The following is a 20315-nucleotide window of genomic DNA, read 5'->3' on the forward strand; positions in this document are numbered from 1 at the left end:
CCCAGAGTAGACGACCGGGTATCAATGCCGCAGAGACGGCTTGGACGCCGTCGATTTACCGGCAGCTGGCCGCCGACAACCCTGCAGTGCACGAACCGGGACTCGAATGGGATTCAGGCCCTGGAAAGACTGCGAAGAGGCGGACGTGCGGAATCAGTGGCCGTCCGGTGGGTGTTCGGCCCAGTCCGGGACAGTGAGTGCGGACACTTACTCGATACGGCCGTTCGGCGCAGGCACAAAGCCAACCGCGCTCCCCACCGCGGGAAACGCGGTTGTTTTTCTGCCCCAAGTCACCGTCGTCATCAGCGCCCTTAACGGACACCTCGTTCAATTTCTGCCAGTTCGGATTCAAGTTGCCGGGTCAGGCTCCGCAGGCGGCTGATGTGATCCTGCGACACGCGCCCTGGCTGTGAGGTTACCTGTGCGTCGACGTCAAAGACGGTGTTGGGGCTGTGCCAGACGTTGAACCATTCGAGGCCATGACCGAGCGCGTCACTCGTTACCCCTTGAAGCAGGAGGAGGGGTTCGCGGGTATTGGATTCGAGTTTTTGTGCAAGGTCGGCATCTGCCGCCACTGCCTGAACTTGCCGGGGTCCGCCTGCCGGGTGGTAGCCATGCTCCCGCATGACGCCAAGAAGTGATGCGTTTTCCAGCAACTCTTTGGTGAAGTGCGGAAAGAGGTCGCGGGGAACCCAGGTGCGCATGAACGCCACTGGGGTCTCTTCCAGGTAGCGGATGCGTTCGATTTTCCAGGTGTTGGTGGTGTTCAAAGCCTCTACCGCCGGCTCAGGCGGGGTGGCGTGTTCCACGGAGATGACGTGGGTTCGGAGGCGCTGGCCGTGCGCCGCTGCTTGTTCGTCAAGTCCTCCGGCTTGTTGCAGATGCCTTCGGAGGACCGGTGCGGCGGCCACCACGCTGCCGCGGCCGCGTTGGCGGCGGATGAGCCCGAGGTCTGAAAGTCCGGACAACGCCTGGCGCACGACACTGCGGGAGACGCCGAACTGTTTCTGGAGTTCCTCCTCAGTGGGCAGCGGAGAACCGGGCAGCAATGGCCGGTCCAGGATCTGCCGGTGAAGGATGTCCCGGATCTGCGCATGCAGGGGCGGCCCCTCCGCACGGTTCAGGCCGTTGGACCGTTCCCGGGGCTCTCCCCCGGTGGGTTGCACACTCACACTGACTCCTTTGGCGTTCGAGCACATCATAGCCCGCCCGGGCCTCATCTCATCCTTGACGAGTGATCCACCCCACATGTAATGTACGTACTAATTGTACGGACTTGATCCGTCGGCTGGAACATACAATGGCGTAGAAAGGTCGAATAATGACGCAGATGCATTTGAGGTCCGGGCGTTCTCGGATACCGATGTTTGCCTTCCTCCAGAAGGTGCCCGCCGGCATGATGCTGATACCGCTCATGCTGGGCGTACTGATGAACACCTTTGCGCCCGAAGCCCTGAAAATCGGCGGTTTCACCACGGCGCTTTTCAAGGACGGGGCCTTGACGCTGATCGCGGTGCTGATCCTGGCCACCGGCGCTCAAATCACCGGAAGCCACAGCGGCAAGGCCGCCGCATCCACCACCACGGTTGTCCTGGTTTGCAAGACGTTGATCCCGGCCACCATCGCCGTGATCCTGGGCCTGGTGGTCGGCATCGATGGCATTGCAGGGGTATCAATCCTGGCCATGCTGGCGATCTTTGGTAACAGCAACGGCGCCTTGTGGCTGGCCTTCGCCGGCCAGTATGGCGACGAAAGGGACACCGGCGCCTACGTGGCCAGCGCCTTTGACGATGGGCCGTTCTTGGCCCTGATCTTCCTGGGTGCATCAGGGCTAGGCGATATTCCCGTGCTCGCCTTCGCCGCGGCACTTATCCCGTTCATCATCGGCCTCTTCATCGGCGCCGTTGACCGGGAGTGGACGAAAGCCTTGGACCATGTTCCGAACATCGTGATCCCCTTCATGTCCTTCGCTGTTGGAACGGGCATCAACCTGAAAACCGTGCTCACCGGCGGTTTCGCCGGGATCTTCCTCGGCCTGATCGTCGTCGTCTTCACCGGCGGCCTGACCTATCTCGGGTACCGGTTCATCCTCAGGCGCGGTTCCAAAAGCGGTATCGGGTTCGCGGCCGGCACAACGGCCGGCAACGCCGTCGCCGTACCTGCAGTGGTCGCCGTCGCAGACCCCAGGTTCGAGCCCTTCGTCGCCTCCGCGTCAGCCCAGGCCGCAACGGCAGTTCTCGTGACAGCACTGCTTGCCCCGATCGTCGCCTCTTGGGCCTTGAAGCGGGCCGGAGGCCTGCAGCCAGCCGATCCGGTCCCCGCCGCAGTCTGAACCATTACTTGTACATCCCCTTCATGGACGGAGAGACCATGCGCGATCCGCGCTCGGTGCGATGCACCTATTACCTTGAGTCGGAAATCGACCCTGCAAAAGCCGCGGCCATCATGGCAGGCGAACAATCCAGCGGCACGTTCATGCCGGTACCCGGCGAGTCTGCCCGCATCCGTGAGAGGCACGCCGCCCGTATATCAGATGTCCAGGAGCTCGGCTTCTGCCGGCCCTCACTGCCATCACGGGCAACCCCGGAGAAGGTCCGTGCCGCCCTCGTCACCGTCGATTTCCCCATGGAGAATATCGGCACGGACCTGGCAACCCTGCAGACTGCCATAGCCGGTAACCTCTTTGAACTGGGCGAGCTGTATGCCTGCCGACTGCAGGACATAGCCTTGCCCGAAGACTTTGTCGCCGCCCATCCCGGCCCTGCCTTCGGCATCGAGGGGACGCGTAAACTCATCAGCGATGTACAAGGCGTCATGGTGGGAACCATCGTCAAACCCAACGTCGGGCTTTCGGAAGAGGAATTCCGGGTGGTCGTGCGGGACTTGGCCATGGCCTCCATCGACCTCATCAAAGACGACGAATTGATGACCGACCCCGCGTACCTGCCCTTGGAACGCCGGGTTGCTGTGGCCACCGAAGAAATCCGCGCCGCAGAACAGGTCACCGGCCACTCCACCATGTATGCCTTCAACATCACCGGAGACCTCGCCGGCCTCAAGAAGCGCCATGACCTCGTCGTCGACGCCGGAGGCCGCTGCGTGATGCTGAACATCCCGGTCATGGGCCTTCCCGCATTGGCCTTGCTGCGCAGCTTCGCCGAAGTTCCCATCCACGGCCACCGCGCCGGCCTCGCCGCCTCGATGCGGTCCAAGGGCCTCGGCATGGATTACCGGGTGTGGCAGCAGATGGCGCGCCTCGCCGGCGCGGACCACCTGCACGCCAGCGGACTCGGCAGCAAGTTCTACGAACTGGACGAAGAGGTCGCCGCGAACATCCGCAGCCTGCTCGAACCCCTGGGACAGACCACCGCACCGCTGCCCGTCCTGTCCTCGGGCCAAAACGTCACCACCCCAGGGCCCACGTTTGAGGCCGTGGGCTCCACAGACCTCATGATGCTCGCTGGCGGCGGCGTCGCGGCCCATCCGGACGGTCCGGGGGCCGGGGTGCGCAGCCTCCGACAAGCTTGGGAAGCTGCAGTGGCCGGAGTCCCCTTGCAGGAAGCCGCACAGAAGCGTTCCCACACCGGGGACGATGCACTCCTGCACGCAGTCCAAACCTTCGGGAAAGGTGCCTGACATGCCCGCTTTTGGTTTCGTCGCGGACGACCTCACGGGAGCCGCCGATGTCCTGGCCCAGTCCCATCGATACGGACTGGAAGCTGTCCTCGTCATTGGAGACTCACCGCTGCCCACCGATGCTGACGTCGTCGGAATCGCCGGACCCGCCCGGTCCCTGGCTGGGGAAGCTTTCGACACCTTGGTTGCCCGTGACCTTGCCGGCATTGCGCAACTAAACCTGGAAGTGCTGCTCTACAAGGTCTGCTCCACCTTCGACAGCTCCCCCACCGTTGGCAGCATCGGCCGCGGGATCCAGTTGCTGCATCAGCAGTTCCCCCTCCACGGCCCAATCCCCGTAGTGCCGGCCCAGCCCGGGTTCGGCCGCTTTACAGCCTTCAGCAACCACTACGCGAGCTACGCAGGCAAGACCTACCGGCTGGACCGCCACCCCATCATGTCTCGGCACCCCTCCACCCCCATGGCCGAGGCCGACCTGCGCCACGTCCTCGCCGAACAGTTGGCCAGCTCTCCGGAACCCGAAGCCATTCATCTGCCCGCCTATGACGACGGGACTTTCAAGGACGCCTGGGCAGACCGGCGCCGGGACCCCGATGCGCAGGCCTTCGTGGTCGATGCCGTAAACGAACAGCATATGGATACCGTCGCTGAAGCGCTCACCCGGGAGGGGCATGGCCATGGGCCCTCCCTTGTTGTGGGCTCAGGTGGAATCATGGCAGCCCTTGCCCGGTCTGTTTCTGACCAGAATCCGCGCACTCCCGGCCCGCAGCAGCCTTCAGGACCCGTGCTGGCCATCAGCGCCTCTGCCTCCAGCACCACAGCAGAACAGATCAACGACGCCGTCTCCCACGGATGGGAGGACGCGCCAGTACCCGCCGAGCTGCTACAGGGACACGACGCTGGAGCCCTGGCCTCACTGGACCGGCGGGTCGCTGACGCCCTTCAGAAGGGCCGCAACGTCGTCGTCCACACCACTCGCGGTCCCGGGGATCCCCGATATGGAGCCGCCTCACCGGCTGATGCCGGCTACGTTGGAGCACTGATCGGCGGCATCGCGGCCCGCATGGCCGCAGCCGGCCTCACCCGCGACATCGCCGTTTGCGGCGGCGACACCTCCAGCCACGCACTCATCGCCATGGGCGTGCGCCAGCTCCGCGTCTCCGACCAGTTCGTCACAGCGGGTCCCATCTTGGAAGCCGACGATGGCTCCACAGTCGGCGGGTGCAGACTCCTGCTCAAAGGCGGTCAGGTAGGCCCCGCTGACATCCTGCGCCGATTCGCCGGCGAACTCCCTAGCTAACACCCCCAACTCATCACCAGAACCAACGAAAGGCGGCCCACATGCGGGCAGTAGTCAAAAACGCAGCTGAACGAGGCGTCTCATACGTCACCGACGCCGGCGACCCCAAGGCAACCGAGGGATCGGTCGTCATCGAAGTCGGCGCTGCCTCCCTCTGCGGCACCGATCGCGAACTCTACGAATGGACCCCCTCAGCCCAAGCCTTCAACCTCAACCTTCCGGTGGTCCTCGGCCACGAAGGCGCGGGCACCGTCGTCGAAATCGGCCCCGGCGTCACCGGCCTTAAAGTCGGCGACCAAGTTGCCCTCGAAAGCCACCTGACCTGTGGCCAGTGCTTCCCGTGCCGCACCGGAGACGCCCACACCTGCGAACGGACCGGCATCCTGGGCATGCACATCGACGGCGTCTTCGCCGAATACGCCGCCGTGCCGCAGGACATCTGCGTCAAACTCCCCACCGGCTTGTCCTTGGAATCCGGCGCCCTTCTCGAAGCAGCCGGCGTCGCAGTCCACGCCATCCAGCGGGCCAACTACTCCGTGGCAGGCCGGGCGGTGCTCGTCAGCGGGGCAGGCCCGGTGGGTCTCGTCGTGGTGAACTTGGCTCTACTCATGGGCGCCTCCCACGTCATCGCCGTCGACCCCAACCCCTACCGCCGCGCCCAAGCCGAAAAACTCGGCGCAACCGCGCTGCACCCCAACGACGGCATCGTTGAACGCTGCCGCGAACTAACCGGCCGCCGCGGCGGTTTCGACGTCGCCTTCGAATGCTCCGGAGCACCAGGCACACTGGCAACCCTCTTCGAAGCCGTCCGCCGGGAAGCCACCGTCATCACCGTCGGACACCCCAGCCGCCCCGCGGAAGTCGATATCGCGGCGTACATCAACAAAAAGGGCATCACATTGCGCGGCATCTTCGGCCGCCGGCTCTGGGAAACCTGGGAACAAAGCCTGCTGCTACTGGACTCCGGAAAACTGGAACTTGACTGGCTCATCACCCACCGCATGAAACTCAGCCAAATTGACGAAGCCGTAGAGCTCCTCACCGGAGACGCCTGCAAAGTCCTGCTCATCCCGAACCTCGGCTGATAAGACCCTCTGGGAGGCAAACGGTCTCCGGCCATTAGTAGCTGACCCTTCATGTCGGAGCAGGTCTTCATCTGACGCAGCACACGCTAAAGCACGAACCCCTTCTGACGAGCGGGTTTGTGGTGCCCGAGGTGGGACCCGACCGCAATGCCAGGCCTCAAAACAGTGGAAAGGGGCGGAAACGTGCTCAATCCGTGCCAGCCAGATTGGTGTGAGAGGTAGTCCGTGGCGGGGAGTGTGGACATTTTCCACACTCCCTTTTTGCCTATGCCCAAGAACCATATGTGAATTCCAGGTGCCAACACTAGGCTGGAAGTATTCAAACCGAGTAACGGTCAGTAGTTGCAAAGGACTTTTGGGAAAACATGCGGTGGGTGGCACCTGACGCTCTTGCAGCACACTTTGATCGGGTGGTCCTGATCTTCAATCCGGCCCGACCCGGAATGGCCACGCGGATGGACGCCCTCGAGCAGGAATTGCTCGCCGCGCTGCCCGAAATGAAAGTCGAGACACAGCCGACCGCTTTCGCGGGGCACGCCCGGGATCTTGCACGCTCAGCGGCGGCGAACGGATCTCCACTCATCATTTCCGTCAGTGGCGACGGCGGATACAACGAAGTCGTCAACGGTGTCATGGACATTTCATCTACTCGGGCAGTGTGCACCGTTCTACCCGCAGGCAACGCCAACGACCACTTCAGGAGCATGCCGGTACGGCAGCTGACGGAAGCTATCCGTAATGGTTCGGTCCGTCCGATGGATCTGCTCCGAATCACGTTGAGTGGAGAAAAAGCGGATCAAGTCCATTACGCCCACTCCTATATAGGTTTCGGGCTGACCCCCTTGATGGCGATCGGAATTGAGAAGGGAGGTAAAGGAAAAATCCTTGAACTTCTCTCCGTGACCAGAACACTGTCCAGTCTGGAGCCGTTTGAGCTTGAGCGGGCAGACGGAGCAACAGCACAGTTCGACAGTCTTGTCCTGGCAAACATCTCCCACATGGCAAAATACGGAACAGTAAGCGATAAGAACAACCCCAACGACGGTCAATTCGAGATTGTGACATTGCCACACTCCGGGCGCTGGCGAATGGCCTTAATGACGCTGCGCGCGGTGACACTTGGCCTCGGACCGCAGCCCAGCGTCAACAGTTATTCCTTCACAACGCGGAACGCCATTCCCTGCCAGATTGATGGGGAAGTAGTTCACGTTCCGGCAAACACCCACGTTTTGGTGGAAAGCGCCAAACACGCGCTCACCATCATCTGACACCATAAGCGGCACCATCAAGATGCCACGGCTCCCGCCCACCCATGAGCACAGCGTTTGCAGGTCCCGTCTCCGCACGGAGCCGCACTCTCCTGCCGTGTCTCGCCCTCGTCTTCAGGAGAATGCACCCTGCTAGCCTCTCCTCATGCGCACAACGTCGGCACGAACCAAAGCCACCGCCAACGGACAGCGCGTTTTGATCCTGTCTGCAGGCGTGGGATCCGGGCATAACAGCGCAGCGACCGCGGTACAACAAGCATGTGCCGCACGCGATGACATCGCCGAGGTGCAGGTGCTTGATGTGCTGAAGGTAAGCAGTGTGCTCTACCGAGCGCTGCTGAGTAAGGGCTACTTCGTCCTCGTGGAGGACTTGCCCTGGTTGGTCGAGTGGGGTTACGACATCAGCAACCCGCCGTTCCGGCGTCGCGGCCCGATTGACCCCTGGACGCGCTTGAATGCCAGCCCGGTTATCAGTGCCATCAAGCAGTTCCGGCCCACCGCGATTGTGTGCACGCATTTCCTCCCGGCCCAGCTGATGGCCTCACTGCTCCTTCGCGGCGTGATCGACGCCAAGACAGCTGTCGTGACCACCGACTACGACTTCCAAGGCTTGTCCCTTTCCGGGGCGTTCCACAAGATCTTTGTGGCCAGGGAGGAGGGAAAGGTGGAGCTGATGGCCCTGGGTCTTCCTCCCGACCGTGTTGTTGCCACGGGAATCCCGATCACCAAACAGCCCAGTCCAGCGCCCGTACGCGATGCCAAAAAGCCGCCGATGCTGATCATCTCGGCAGGTGCGACCGGCGGCGACTACGCTGTCTCGGTGGTGCGGCAAACGATGCACATGCGCTCGGCGTTCACGGCGACAGTCGTGTGCGGAAACAATATTGCGTTGCGGCAACGCATCGAAAAGCTGGTGGCGACCGCCCGCGACCGCTACAGCGTGCTCGGCTTCACGACGGAAATGCCGCAGCTGTTGCAGCGGGCAGATTTGTTCGTGGGCAAGCCGGGTGGGCTCTCGGCGTCGGAGTGCATGGCTGCGGGGCTGCCGATGGTACTTGTGAACCCGATCCCTGGTCAGGAGGTACGCAACGGCGACTACCTCATGGAGCAGGGCGCGGCCGTCCGGTGCAACGCAGCGGCAACGATCGGCTGGAAGATCGATCAGGTGCTGCGTGAGCCCGGCCGTTTGCAAAAGATGCAGGCGGCGGCGCAGAGAACAGGTCGCCCTGATGCTGCGGCCGACGTACTAGGCGCCCTCCTGGGCGGACCGTCCCGTCCGCTGGTCGTGACGCGGGCGGCGCAGAGGACCATTCTTGCCGCCAGTGAGCAGCGCTTCGTCGCGACCGATCTCACCGGCCCCTCCTCATTGGTCCGATTAGTCGACCAGGCTTCGGGCAGCACGGTTGCACTGCTGCAAGAGGAAGAGCTGGCGGATCTGCAGAAGCGGTACACGACGCCGGACGAAGACATGGTCCTGCGCCCAGGCCGAGCGTCTCTGATTCTCCACTGGGAGGAACGTCGGCTGCTCCGCGCCATGCTTCGGGGCGACGACCATTTGGCGGTCCGTGTCGAAGGGCCGTTGGCCCCGTTTCGCGATCTTCCTGAATAATCGGCGGAACCCCTGACTACATCAGGCCGGCTTGACGTCTGAAGTACCTTCCTGGTCAATCAGACCCTCCGTGCGACGCAAGCGGACGGCGTTCTCCCAGCTGTCCGGGCTGTGTTGGCTCGCTTGCAGGGCCCACACCCCCGATCGGGGAGACCAGCGCCGTGTGGTCGAATCACGCTGCAGGGTGGGGCCCGCATCCAAAACGACACGCACGGTGGTCTCCGCGCCAGGCTGCAGGGTCACCTTCCGGAAGCCAAGGAGTTGGGCCACAGGTCTGCGGAGGGACACATCTGCCGCATAGACCTGAACGACGGTTGAGCCTTTGCGATGGCCTTTGTTCGTTACGTGCACGTTCGCGTTGCCGCCTGAGCTGTCCAAGGTGTGGTCAATGAGTCGTTGCTCGAGAGTTGTATAGCCCAGGCCGAATCCAAACGGGTAGGCGGGCCGGTGCCCCTCGCCGTCGAGCCTGCGCTGACCCCATTGGGCGTCATAGACCACGGACTTGGCAGCGGAGTCGAAGAATGGCAGATGCGCGGCATCCGTTGGCAGCACAAAGGGCAGCCGTCCGCCGGGCTCCTCACTGCCGGTCAGCACACTCGCGAGCGCACGGCCGCCCTCCATACCGCCGTACCAGGCAAGGAGGAGCGCTGGCACGCGATTACGCCACGCCTCGGTGAGGATCGCACTGCCGCTAACAAGCACGACGACGGTCCTGGGGTTCGCGGCGACGACCGCCTGGATAAGCCGCTCGTCAGAGGGACGCAGGTTAAGCGAGCTGCGGTCGCCGCCCCGGACGAAGCGCGAGGCCAGGTGTGCGAGTCCAATGAGAACCTGTCGGAGAGGGCCTGAGGCAAAGGTTCGGCCGATCACGCCCACGTCTACACCTCCGGTGACAACAGATTCGCCTTCATCGTGCTGGTCCAGCCCGACGACGACGATCGCCATCTCCGCCGCGGCGGCCATCGCCGCCGCGCGGCGCTCGTCTCGGCCGGTGGTGGTCGATATCAGGACACCGGGAAGCGCCTCACGCAAGCCCTGCAGCGGCGAGACAGTGGAGGGAGGACGGACGCGTGAGGAACCATGATCGCCGAGGTTCCCTTGTGCGGCGAGTCGTCCGATCACCGCGAGATGCTGGATGGTGGGAGCCAAAGGCAGCAGCGGTGCCGCGCCGACGGTTTCGTTCTTCAGCATTACGATCGACTCCGCAGCGACTTGGTGGGCGAGCGCCCGGTGCGCCGGGGACGCAATAACGGCGCGAGTAGGGGCCGCCAGTTCCCGGTTCGCGGCATGCTCGACGCACGTGCGCAGAACCCGGCGCGCGGATTGCAGAACTGTGGCCCGGGCCAGGACACCGTTCCTCAGCGCGGCGGGCAGCTCGCGGGCGCGTAGCAGCCGCAGTGGCATCTCCACGTCCATCCCCGCCTCCAGGCTGGCCACTGCGTCGTGGGTGCCGAAAACCCAGTCGCTCGTCACGAACCCGGAGAAACCCCACTCCCGCCTCAACACGTCGGTGAGCAGGGCGCGGTTGACGTCCATATACTCGCCTCGCACGCGGTTGTACGAACTCATGACGGAATCGGCGCCAGCGTCCACTACAGCCTTGAAGTGCGGCAAGTACACCTCATGCAGGGCGTGTTCGTCCACCGCCACGTCCACCTCGAAGCGCTCGTTCTCCATCGAGTTGAGCGCGAAGTGCTTCACGCACGCCATGACGTGCAAACGTACGCCTCGTGTAAGGGCCGATCCCATCCGGCCGGTGAGCACCGGATCTTCTCCGTAGCATTCCTGGGCCCGGCCCCACGCGGGGTGGCGAAGGAGGTTCACGCAGACGGAGGCAGAGTAGTTCGCTCCCCTCGCCCGGGTCTCCAAGCCGATAGCGATCCCGACACGTTCCTCCAGCGATGGATCCCAGGTCGCTGCCCGGGCAATCGTCACGGGGAAAGCCGTGGAGGCGCCTATCACTACACCACGGCCACCGTCGCTGAACCGAATGCCTGGTATGCCGAGCCGTGAGACCGCCCCGGCCACGAACGGTCGTCTGTCGAGCAGAGCGGGAATGAACGGGAGCACCCACCTGGACGAGTCGCCGTCGAGCAGGCCGAGAACCTCCCCCTCCGTCATCCGGTCTATCAGCTGGTTCGCCGCTTCATCCGCGCTGATTTCACCCGTCCGGACTGCCCGGACTGCCTCGCCATACGCACTGCTTTCCATAGTCATCGTCTCTGACGAAGCCTGCTCCCGCGTTAGCGCTGCCCGACGTCCAGCGGTCATGTTCATGTACTAAAGTCTGCACCCTGTGCGCATGCACCCACGCATGCCGGGATTGCCGGCGGGCGGACAGATTGAACTGGCCGCCCGCCTTGCAGATTAGGTCCGAGTGCCAGGAGTGGCTGTTCCCAGCGGCCTCCTGGCGCCGAGCATGCCTGTTCCAGCGTGGCAATTGTTGTACTCGTAGTACTGCTGGTCGCGTGAGACCACTGCAACCTCATGGCTGAGGCGAAGCCTAGCGCCCGCGTTTGCCTGCAGGAATGTCATGGCGGACCTAAAGATGGCGACGTGGGTGGGATGCGATTCCGCCCACCTCTCCATATCCTCCAGGCTATGCCAGAAGCTCAGACCGAAGCTCTGTTCAAGGACATTGCCGTTTCCATCGCTGCTCGTCATATACCTGTTCGCGTAGCAACCGATCGATGCACCTTCCGTCGTCAGGAAGTCCATGCCTGCTTTCAGCTGGGGTTCCACATCGCTGAAATAGGACGCACGTTCTGCGTCGTCGCAAAGGCTCCAGTCTTGGCCGGAACGGATGACCGCCAGGTTGTCGTGCGGTTCAACCCGGACGATCCCCGGGTTCCGGGGGACGACTGGATCGCCCACAGGCTCGAGGGCGTCGGTTTGCGCAATCGGCAGGCGGTCGCGCATGCTGCCCCAGTACCCGTGCTCCTGGATTTCCCCAGTGAATCCTCCTGTGGCCATTCGCGCGGCGCCTTCCGGGAAGGTATTGGAAGAATACAGGGTCTCAAACCCGCGTGCTTCCGGCGTGACTGCTTCGATCCAGCGGCCGTAGTCGGAGGGCTCCAGGCCAGCACCGATCAGTGCGTCACGGTGCTTCTTGAACCAGCGACCATAGGCGTCGACATCGTCCCAATAGGCAATGATGACCTGGTTATCGAAGCCTTGTTCGTCCGTGTGGACTGCATGCTCGCGGGACATCGGTCCGTCTTCGTTGGCACACAGCTCCCACATTCCAGCGGAAGCTACTTTCGCCTCGTGAGAGAGCGGCGCCCTGCTTTGGACGCCGAGGAAGGCGCAAACAAGATTGCTGACGCCTTCCGCGAATCGCACGGAGTAGGACGGATAGGGCGGCGTATAGCCAGCACCTGCCCGCTTCGGGCGCGTCCGTTTGACAGTGAAGTGTCTCGGGATCGAAGACTCAATAGCCGGGTCTTGCCGGCTTGGGTCAGGAGCCATCTAGAGTTCCGCCATGTCTGGAAGGGCTGGCTCCTCTACGTGGCGGAACTGTTCAGGACCGGGGGCGGAATCCGCTGGCGGGGCGGCGTCGATGACGGCCCGCCGAGGAACCTTGTTGAGGACCAGCTGGGTGACATCGGGGCGGGCGTAGTGGCCTGCGGGGTCGGAAACAGTCTTCGACGCTGAGATGAGACCCAGATCTATCTCAGCGTAGATGAGGCCTTCCTGGTTTTCCGGGAGGGATTCGTGGAGTTGCTGGCCGTCGGGTCCGAAGATGCGGGCATGTCCGCCGCCGGTTTTCAGGAGTGCCTTCTGCATGTCGGTGATGCACATTTCGTCGACCATCTCCTGGGATACGGTGGCGCAAGGAGCCAGGACGAAGCATTGGCCTTCCACGGCATAGATCCGCGAGGCGGAACTGTTGACCTCAGGGCCGAGGGCGTAAGCGCCACCTTCATAAAGGGAAAAGCTTGGCCATGCGGCGACGTGGACCTGCTCGTTTTGGGCGTACATGGCGTACTTGGACAGTGGCTGCAGGTGCTCCCAGCAGCAGAGCCCCCCGACGCGGCCCAGCTTGGTGTCCCAGACGGCAAGGTCGCTTCCGTCGCCTTCGCCGAAGATGGTGCGCTCCACAAAGGTGGGCTTGAGCTTGCGGCGCTGGGAGATGGTCTGCCCTTCACTGTCGATGAACCATTGAGCGATGTAGAGGCTGCCGCCGTGGCGTTCGCTCAGGCCCATGCTGACCATGATGTTGTTTTCCTTGGCTGCCTTCGAGATCCGCTCAGCCTGGGGAGTGCCGTACTCGAGGGAATTATCGAAGTAGCGTTGGGTGTATTGCGGTAGCCACAGGGCAGGGGCGTCGAGCCAGGCGTACCATGGGTAACCCGGGAGCCAGGTCTCGGGGAACGCAATGATCTCCGCGCCGTTACGGGCCGCGTCCTCGATCAAGGCGATCGTTTTATCGATGGTCTTGTCCAAATTGAGGAATACCGGTGCTGCCTGAACTACGGCTGCCTTGAACTGGGGGTGGGTCATTGGGACCTCCTAAAGCATGTGATGCGAGTCATAAACTGAATGCATTTCAACGGTAAGTCTCAATTCCGAGGGATTCTTGATCGAGAATCGCAGGAACGTTGACTGCGAGTGTCACGTTGAATGCACCCCCGCTTCCCTTCTGAAATAGACCGCAGAGTGGGCGCAGGGCGACGGTAAGATGGGGCATGGCCAAGGTTGTGAGCACAGCGGCGGTGTCTCCCCGGAACAGTGTTTCGTTCTGGACGGAGGCCGTCTCTGATACTTTTGTTGTCCTAGACTGCAAGGCGGGTGACGGCCGCGAGTCCATAGACGGTGAAATAGCTGTCCAGACGCTGGCGTCGATTGATTTGGCCCGCGTTCGTGCCTCCGCGCAATCCGTCCACCGCACACCAGCCGCCATCGACGCTTCCTCCGACGACTACTATCTCGTGGGCATGCAAACCGAAGGCTCATGCTTGGTAACCCAGGATGGCCGCTCGGCAGCCCTCCACGACGGCGGATTCGCGCTCTATGACACCACCCGACCGTATTCACTGCTGCTGACCGACCACTTTGAGCAACTCGTGATCCGCCTTCCGAGAACCGCTTTGGAGCGATATTTGCCCGAAGCTGCCAGACTCACCGCGCTGGCAGTAAACGCGGATCCGGGGGCTGGACGTCTTCTGGTAAATACAGTGCAGTTCCTAGCGAACGATATTGACGTTCTGTCTCCCGATGTTGCCTTATCGGTCTCCCAGGGCGTTGAGCATCTGATTGTTGCTGGCTTGGGCGGCCTCACCCGGGGCGTCCCGGACGCGCACCGAATCTCCCGGCGCAAGCTCGTGCAAACCCATATCCTCGAAAACCTGGGCGACGAGTCCCTCAGTATCAAATCCATCGCAAGCGACCTTCACCTATCTCCGAGCAGCATCCACCGCGCCTTCGCAGCGGACGGTGAGACAGTGATGGGCTGGGTCTGGCAGCAACGTCTAAAGAGGATCCGGGAGACCTTATTGACCGGAAGATATGAGGGCACACTGACGGACTTGTTCCTTACGTGGGGATTCTCGGACCCCTCGCACTTCAGCCGGGCCTTCCGCCAGCGGTACGGACACGCGCCCTCGCAATTGCTGCGGCCGCTAGCCGACGACGCCTGGGCAGACCGGCGGCGGGACCCCGATCAATGGCCCTGACCGGACTGCAGCCTGGGCTAGCGCGAAACCAGATGCCGGGAAAGCAGCGCGGCGGAGTCCCGCAATTCAACAGTTCCTTCGTCGACTCCGACCACGAGGCCGAAGCCCTCGTCAGTCGTGAAGTCATGACGGTAACCGTTGATCCACAACAACAGAACCATGAGCGTCCAGGCGATACGCTTGTTACCGTCAATGAGCGGATGGAAGCGGGCCACCGACTCCAGCAATGCGGCCGCCTTCATCGCCAATTCCGGATAGGCCTCAGTGCCCATGACTGTTGTCGCTGGCCTGGCCAGCGCCGAGGCGAGCAGGCCGACGTCGCGGATGTGGAACCCGTACCGGTCGATTACCTGCAGTGCGTCCTCAATGTCGAGGTACGCGGTCACGCGTCCTCAAGGCGGGTCAGCAGCTCGGCGTCATGGCCCATAACGAAATCAAGGCCCGCACTAATCTCACGCCGGCGCGCGTGGCGCTGCAAGACAAGCTCGGCACCCTGCAAGAGCAACGCCGACTTGGACGTATGTTCCTCGGCTGCGAGCTCCTCGAGCCGGCGATCGAGGTCTTCCGGGACGCGGAGATTCATTGCCATGCCCCAATGGTACCAAAACGGTACAAACTATCAGCGGAGACGCCTCATCTACACTTCCCGCCCGTGATGCGAGAAAAGTAGCTCTCTCGACCAACCCCGACACTGAGCTAGGGCGATTCGATCGCGGCGTCTTCGAGCGCTGCAATCGGCTTCACCATGTGAACTACATGCTAAGGGTCCCCTTTCGCGAAGTACGGACCCTGCTGCCCGGAATCCCTCCACTCGACCAAGCCACTTCGCATGAACGTCCTCATGGAGGCAGGCAAAGCCGACGGCAAACCATTCATCATTGCTTTCGACCTTGAGCTGCCCAGATTCAGAGTTCCATTCGATATTCACAAAAGATAAACGCAAGTAACGCCGATAACGGCGCACATGTCGAGCACGAAAACATCGAGTCTGCAATCGCATGTGGGTCATGCCTGCCCGGTTACATGGTAGGGGACGAACGTTGGCCACCAAGCGTCATCAGTGGTGCAGCTGCATGCGTTGGAGGACGGTGGCGGATATTTCTTCCACGGACATGGACGCGGAGTTGACGTAAGGGATGTTGTTGGCCCGGTACATGTCCTCGGCATTGCGCAGCTCGAAGGCGCACTGATTCAGTGAGGCGTAGTTGCTGCCCGGGCGGCGTTCCTGCCGGATCTGGCTGAGGCGAACGGGCTGGGAGGTCAGCCCGAAACATTTGCTCGCGAAGGGCAGCAAGGGTTTCGGGAGAGTCATGGTGTCGAAGTCTTCCTCCACCAGGGGGAAGTTCGCGGCGAGGATGCCGTGTTGCAGGGCCAGGTACATGGTGGTGGGAGTTTTCCCGCACCGCGACGGGGCGATGAGTATCAGCTCGGCGCGTTCGAGCGCCCGAAGCGACTGACCGTCGTCGTGCTCTATCGCGTATTCGACGGCGGCCATGCGGGATTGGTAGCGGACGGCGTCACCCACGCCGTGGGCCTGGCCGGGCTTGCCGTTGGCCTGCGCGCCAAGGGTCTGTTCGAGTTGTCCGATGTGCGTGCCGAACAAGTCGAAGAACTGCCCGCGGCTCCGGGAAAGGATGGCACGGATGTCCTGCCCCACAGCCGTGGAAAAGATGATCGGCAGGGAACCGCTGTCCGCGACCCGGTCGATCAGTGCCACCACCTCACGCGCTTGCTCGCTGGTGGTGATGAACGGGATGGTGCGCCGTTCCAGCCGCTGGCCGGGAAACTGGGTCAGCAGCGTGTTGCCGAGTGTTTCAGCCGTGATTCCGGTGCTGTCGGAAAGGAAGAACACCGTGGGGGCGGGCACGGAGCCCGCCCCCGCGGTGGTGTGGTCTGCCATTTAGGCGGTGGTGCTGGTGGTACGTGTGGTGCGGGCCAGGCGCAGCCAGGTCTCGGTTACGGCATCGGGGTTCAGCGAAATCGAACTGATGCCCTGTCCGAGCAGCCACTCGGCAAAGTCCGGGTGGTCGCTGGGGCCTTGGCCGCAGATTCCCACATAGCGGCCCTTGGCGCGACATGCGGTGATCGCCAATTCCAGCAATTTGGTCACTGCCGGATTCCGCTCATCGAAGCCCTCAGCAACCAGGGCGGAGTCACGATCCAGTCCCAGAGTGAGCTGGGTGAGGTCGTTGGAGCCAATGGAGAAACCATCGAAGTACTCCAGGAACTCATCGGCCAGGAGTGCGTTGGCCGGCAGTTCGCACATCATCACGATCTCCAGCCCATCCTCGCCCCGGCGGAGCCCATTGGCGGCGAGGAGTTCAATCACACCGCGAGCCTCGTCCAAGGTCCGGACGAACGGGACCATCAGCTTGATGTTGCTCAGGCCCATCTCGTTGCGGACGTACTTCAAGGCTTCGCACTCGAGTTCGAACGCTTGGCGGAAGGACGCCGACAGGTACCGGGACGCGCCACGGTACCCGATCATCGGGTTCTCCTCCTCCGGCTCGAAAGCCGGACCACCGATGAGGTTGGCGTACTCGTTGGACTTGAAGTCCGAGAGCCGGATGATGACCGGATCCGGCGCAAACGCCGCCGCGATGGTGGCGATGCCTTCGGCCAGGCGGCGGACATAGTAATCGCGGGGACCATCGTAAGCGGCGGTCTTTTCCTGGATTTGCCGGACGGTGTAGTCATCCAAGGCAGCCGGGCGCTCAATTTCGCCTCCCACCGCCAGCAAGGCGTTGGGGTGGACGCCGATCTGTCGATTGATGATGAACTCCAGGCGGGCCAGGCCCACGCCATGGTTGGGGAGCCTGGAGAAACTGAACGCCTGTTCCGGGGTACCCACGTTCATCATGATCTTCACCGGAGCTTCCGGCATGGTCTCCACGCTGGTCTCGTGCAAGGAGTACTCGAGCAAACCCTCATAGACCAGACCGGCCTCCCCCTCAGCGCAGGACACCGTGACCGGGGCCCCGTCTTTGAGGATCTGGGACGCATACCCGGTACCGACGACGGCGGGGATACCCAGCTCCCGGGCAATGATCGCTGCGTGACAGGTCCGTCCGCCACGGTCGGTGACAATAGCCGCGGCCTTCTTCATGATCGGTTCCCAGTCCGGATCCGTCATGTTCGCCACCAGGACATCACCCTCTTGGAAGGAGGCCATCTGATCGATCGAGGTCAGCACCCGAACCTGCCCGGCACCGATCCGCTGACCGATCGCCCGGCCTTCCACCAACACCGTGGAACGTTCCGTGAGCGTGTACCGGGACGTGGTCCCGGCGGCCTTACGGGACTCGACGGTTTCCGGACGAGCCTGAAGAATGTACAGCTCACCATCCACACCGTCCTTACCCCACTCAATATCCATCGGACGGCCATAGTGTGCCTCGATGGCTACAGCGTGCCGGGCGAGCTCCTGGACTTCGGCATCGGTCAGGCTGAAACGGCTCCGCAAATCCTGCGCCACAGGAACGAAGTCAACGGTCCGGCCAACTTCCTCCGAGTCCGTGTAGACCATCTGAACGGCCTTCTCCCCCAGTCCGCGCTTGAGCACGGCCGGACGACCGGCTGCCAGGGCCGGCTTGTAAACATAGAATTCGTCCGGGTTCACAGCACCCTGGACCACGGCCTCCCCCAGCCCATACGAGGACGTAATGAACACAGCGTCCGTGAAGCCGGTTTCGGTGTCCATGGTGAACATCACGCCAGAGGCGCCGACGTCGGAACGCACCATCCGCTGAATACCGGCCGACAGCGCCACTTCAGAATGCGTGAAGCCGTGATGCACCCGGTAGGCTATGGCCCGGTCGTTATACAGGGAAGCGAACACATCCTTGATGGCCAAGAGAATGTTGTCTATGCCACGGATGTTCAGGAACGTCTCCTGCTGACCGGCGAATGATGCATCCGGAAGGTCCTCAGCCGTGGCGCTGGAACGCACCGCCCACGACACATCCCCACCATGCTCCTGCGTAAGGCGCTCATAAGCGGTCCGGATGTCTCCTTCGAATCCGGCCGGGAACGGTGTTTCACGAATCAAGGTGCGAATTTCCTGGCCGACTTTGGCCAAAGCAGTGACGTCGCTGCTGTCCAGGCCTTCCAGGATGCCTTCGATCCGGGCATCCAACCCGGACTCCGCCAGAAAACGCCGGTAAGCGTCCGCCGTCGTCGCGAATCCGCCCGGAACTTTCACCCCGGCAGAGGCGAGATTCCGGACCATTTCGCCAAGCGATGCATTTTTGCCGCCAACCTGGTCAAGGTCGGACAAGCCAAGCTCCGAAAACCAAAGAACGTTAGTCATAAATTGTGTCCTCCATTGGGCACGCTCTGACAAGCGCTAAAAAACTAGGTCATGCAAGGATCAAGGCACCAGCTCAGTGGAAGCAAATAGATGTGACTCGCGCAACATACCCACGAAGTAACGAAAGGTCATCAAGCTCGTGGGCAGCGGATCGAACGGGACTCAGGAAACTCGTGCTCAGAGGCAGGGAGTCGGCACAGATGATTCGATGGTGTCCATCATCCGGAGTGTTGGCGAGCAACTCCCTCCAAGCCCGCCGCCTCCCAAAAGCGTGGCGCTCTAGTCAACTGATTGGACCTCCGCCCTACAACTTTCGAGGAGCGGAGGCCCAATCCAGGAGCATCACCGAATTGGCCTGAATGTAAGACACCCCGGACCTCCGGGAGTCTTAGGCGTCATGGTCTTCGGTTTAGTCCTTGCTGCTGAAGGCGGCGTCGAAGGAGGTCTGTGAGGCGGGGAAGTCGAACTTCTTCAGCGCCGCGAGGGCTTCGGGGGCGCCGTGGAGGCGGTCCATGCCTGCGTCTTCCCATTCCACGCTGATGGGTCCGGTGTAGCCGATGGCAGTCAGGGCCCGGAAGGACGATTCCCAGGGCACGTCGCCGCGTCCGGCGGAGACGAAGTCCCAGCCGCGGCGCGGATCGCCCCAGGGCAGGTGGGAGCCCATTACGGTGTTCCGGCCGGTGGGGCGGAGCTTGGTGTCCTTGCAGTCCACGTGGTAGATCCGGTCCTTGAAGTCCCAGATGAAGGACACGGGATCGATGCCCTGCCACATGAAGTGGGACGGGTCCCAGTTCAGGCCGAACGCTTCCCGGTGTCCGATCGCTTCGAGGGTCCGGACGGTGGTCCAGTAGTCGTAGGCGATCTCGGAGGGGTGGACTTCGTGGGCGAAACGGACCCCTTGTTCGTCGAAGACGTCCAGGATGGGGTTCCAGCGGTCGGCGAAGTCCTGGTATCCAGCGTCGATGACCTTTTCCGGGACGGGCGGAAACATGGCGACGTATTGCCAGATGGAGGAGCCGGTGAACCCCACCACGGTGTCCACGCCCAGGGCGCGGGCGAGGCGGGCGGTGTGTTTCATTTCTTCGGCGGCGCGTTGGCGGACACCTTCGGGTTCCCCGTCGCCCCACACACGGGATCCGACGATCGCTTCGTGCCGGAAGTCGATGGGGTCATCGCATACGGCCTGGCCCTTGAGGTGGTTGGAGATGGCCCAGACCTTCAGGTTGTACTTTTCCAGGATGGCGAGTTTGGACTCGACGTAACCGGGTTCGTCCCAGCGCCAGGCGTCCAGGTGGTCTCCGGAGACGGCGATTTCCAGGCCGTCGTAGCCCCAGCCCGAGGCAAGACGCGCGACTTCCTCGAACGGGAGGTCGGCCCACTGGCCGGTGAACAGGGTGAACGGCCGGGTCTGTTGATCGGGCATGATTCTATCC

General features: G+C 62.6%; 16 protein-coding genes. 7 read left to right on the plus strand and 9 right to left on the minus strand.

Annotation, left to right across the window (positions count from 1 at the left end; all coding sequences use genetic code 11):
* Positions 1-311: 311 nt before the first annotated feature.
* Positions 312-1172, minus strand: coding sequence for a GntR family transcriptional regulator (locus J3A64_RS07320; protein ID WP_307807168.1), 861 nt, complete (start codon positions 1170-1172; stop codon positions 312-314).
* A 191-nt stretch (positions 1173-1363) separates the two neighbouring features.
* Between J3A64_RS07320 and J3A64_RS07325 the strand changes: the two genes are divergently transcribed.
* From J3A64_RS07325 to J3A64_RS07350, 6 genes are all read left to right on the plus strand, one after another.
* The gene (locus J3A64_RS07325; protein WP_286176212.1) at positions 1364-2332 is read left to right on the plus strand and encodes a 2-keto-3-deoxygluconate permease; all 969 of its coding nucleotides are present in this window, start codon (positions 1364-1366) and stop codon (positions 2330-2332) included.
* 38 nt (positions 2333-2370) lie between these two features.
* Complete coding sequence (locus J3A64_RS07330; RefSeq protein WP_210066076.1) at positions 2371-3636, plus strand: RuBisCO large subunit C-terminal-like domain-containing protein; 1266 nt, start codon at positions 2371-2373, stop codon at positions 3634-3636.
* A 1-nt stretch (position 3637) separates the two neighbouring features.
* A complete protein-coding gene (locus J3A64_RS07335) occupies positions 3638-4936 on the plus strand; it encodes a four-carbon acid sugar kinase family protein (RefSeq protein WP_210063937.1) in 1299 nt (432 codons plus the stop codon).
* Between the two features lie 41 nt (positions 4937-4977).
* Positions 4978-6021 carry a zinc-binding dehydrogenase gene (locus tag J3A64_RS07340; protein ID WP_011774595.1) on the plus strand — a complete coding sequence of 348 codons (1044 nt, stop codon included), beginning with the start codon at positions 4978-4980 and terminating at the stop codon, positions 6019-6021.
* Between the two features lie 365 nt (positions 6022-6386).
* Positions 6387-7289 carry a diacylglycerol kinase family protein gene (locus J3A64_RS07345; protein WP_210063938.1) on the plus strand — a complete coding sequence of 301 codons (903 nt, stop codon included), beginning with the start codon at positions 6387-6389 and terminating at the stop codon, positions 7287-7289.
* A gap of 145 nt (positions 7290-7434) precedes the next feature.
* Positions 7435-8898, plus strand: coding sequence for a glycosyltransferase (locus J3A64_RS07350; RefSeq protein WP_210063939.1), 1464 nt, complete (start codon positions 7435-7437; stop codon positions 8896-8898).
* Positions 8899-8919: 21 nt separating this feature from the next.
* Here the strand turns inward: J3A64_RS07350 and J3A64_RS07355 are convergent, their stop codons facing one another.
* From J3A64_RS07355 to J3A64_RS07365, 3 genes are all read right to left on the minus strand, one after another.
* The gene (locus tag J3A64_RS07355) at positions 8920-11175 is read right to left on the minus strand and encodes a beta-glucosidase (protein ID WP_210063940.1); all 2256 of its coding nucleotides are present in this window, start codon (positions 11173-11175) and stop codon (positions 8920-8922) included.
* A 90-nt stretch (positions 11176-11265) separates the two neighbouring features.
* On the minus strand, positions 11266-12366 hold the full coding sequence (locus J3A64_RS07360) for a phenylacetaldoxime dehydratase family protein (protein ID WP_210063941.1): 1101 nt from the start codon (positions 12364-12366) through the stop codon (positions 11266-11268).
* Positions 12367-13401: a carbon-nitrogen hydrolase family protein gene (locus J3A64_RS07365; RefSeq protein WP_210063942.1), complete on the minus strand. Its 1035-nt coding sequence runs from the start codon at positions 13399-13401 to the stop codon at positions 12367-12369. It lies immediately after the preceding gene.
* 185 nt (positions 13402-13586) lie between these two features.
* On the opposite strand from J3A64_RS07365, the gene J3A64_RS07370 reads away from it, so the two are divergent.
* On the plus strand, positions 13587-14573 hold the full coding sequence (locus J3A64_RS07370) for a helix-turn-helix domain-containing protein (protein WP_014921706.1): 987 nt from the start codon (positions 13587-13589) through the stop codon (positions 14571-14573).
* 17 nt (positions 14574-14590) lie between these two features.
* On the opposite strand, the gene J3A64_RS07375 is transcribed toward J3A64_RS07370, so the two are convergent.
* The 5 genes from J3A64_RS07375 to J3A64_RS07395 all read right to left on the minus strand — a co-directional run bounded on the left by J3A64_RS07375 (position 14591) and on the right by J3A64_RS07395 (position 20305).
* Complete coding sequence (locus J3A64_RS07375; protein WP_210063943.1) at positions 14591-14959, minus strand: type II toxin-antitoxin system death-on-curing family toxin; 369 nt, start codon at positions 14957-14959, stop codon at positions 14591-14593.
* Positions 14956-15162: a ribbon-helix-helix protein, CopG family gene (locus tag J3A64_RS07380; RefSeq protein WP_286176214.1), complete on the minus strand. Its 207-nt coding sequence runs from the start codon at positions 15160-15162 to the stop codon at positions 14956-14958. Before J3A64_RS07380 ends, J3A64_RS07375 begins: the two co-directional genes overlap by 4 nt.
* 468 nt (positions 15163-15630) lie before the next feature.
* Positions 15631-16473, minus strand: coding sequence for a pyruvate, water dikinase regulatory protein (locus tag J3A64_RS07385; protein WP_014921704.1), 843 nt, complete (start codon positions 16471-16473; stop codon positions 15631-15633).
* Positions 16474-18882 carry a phosphoenolpyruvate synthase gene (ppsA, locus tag J3A64_RS07390; RefSeq protein ID WP_210063944.1) on the minus strand — a complete coding sequence of 803 codons (2409 nt, stop codon included), beginning with the start codon at positions 18880-18882 and terminating at the stop codon, positions 16474-16476.
* Between the two features lie 409 nt (positions 18883-19291).
* A complete protein-coding gene (locus J3A64_RS07395; RefSeq protein WP_210063945.1) occupies positions 19292-20305 on the minus strand; it encodes a sugar phosphate isomerase/epimerase in 1014 nt (337 codons plus the stop codon).
* Positions 20306-20315: the final 10 nt, after the last annotated feature.

The organism is Pseudarthrobacter sp. PvP004 (genome assembly GCF_017876035.1).
In the GTDB taxonomy this organism is placed as follows: domain Bacteria; phylum Actinomycetota; class Actinomycetes; order Actinomycetales; family Micrococcaceae; genus Arthrobacter; species Arthrobacter aurescens_A.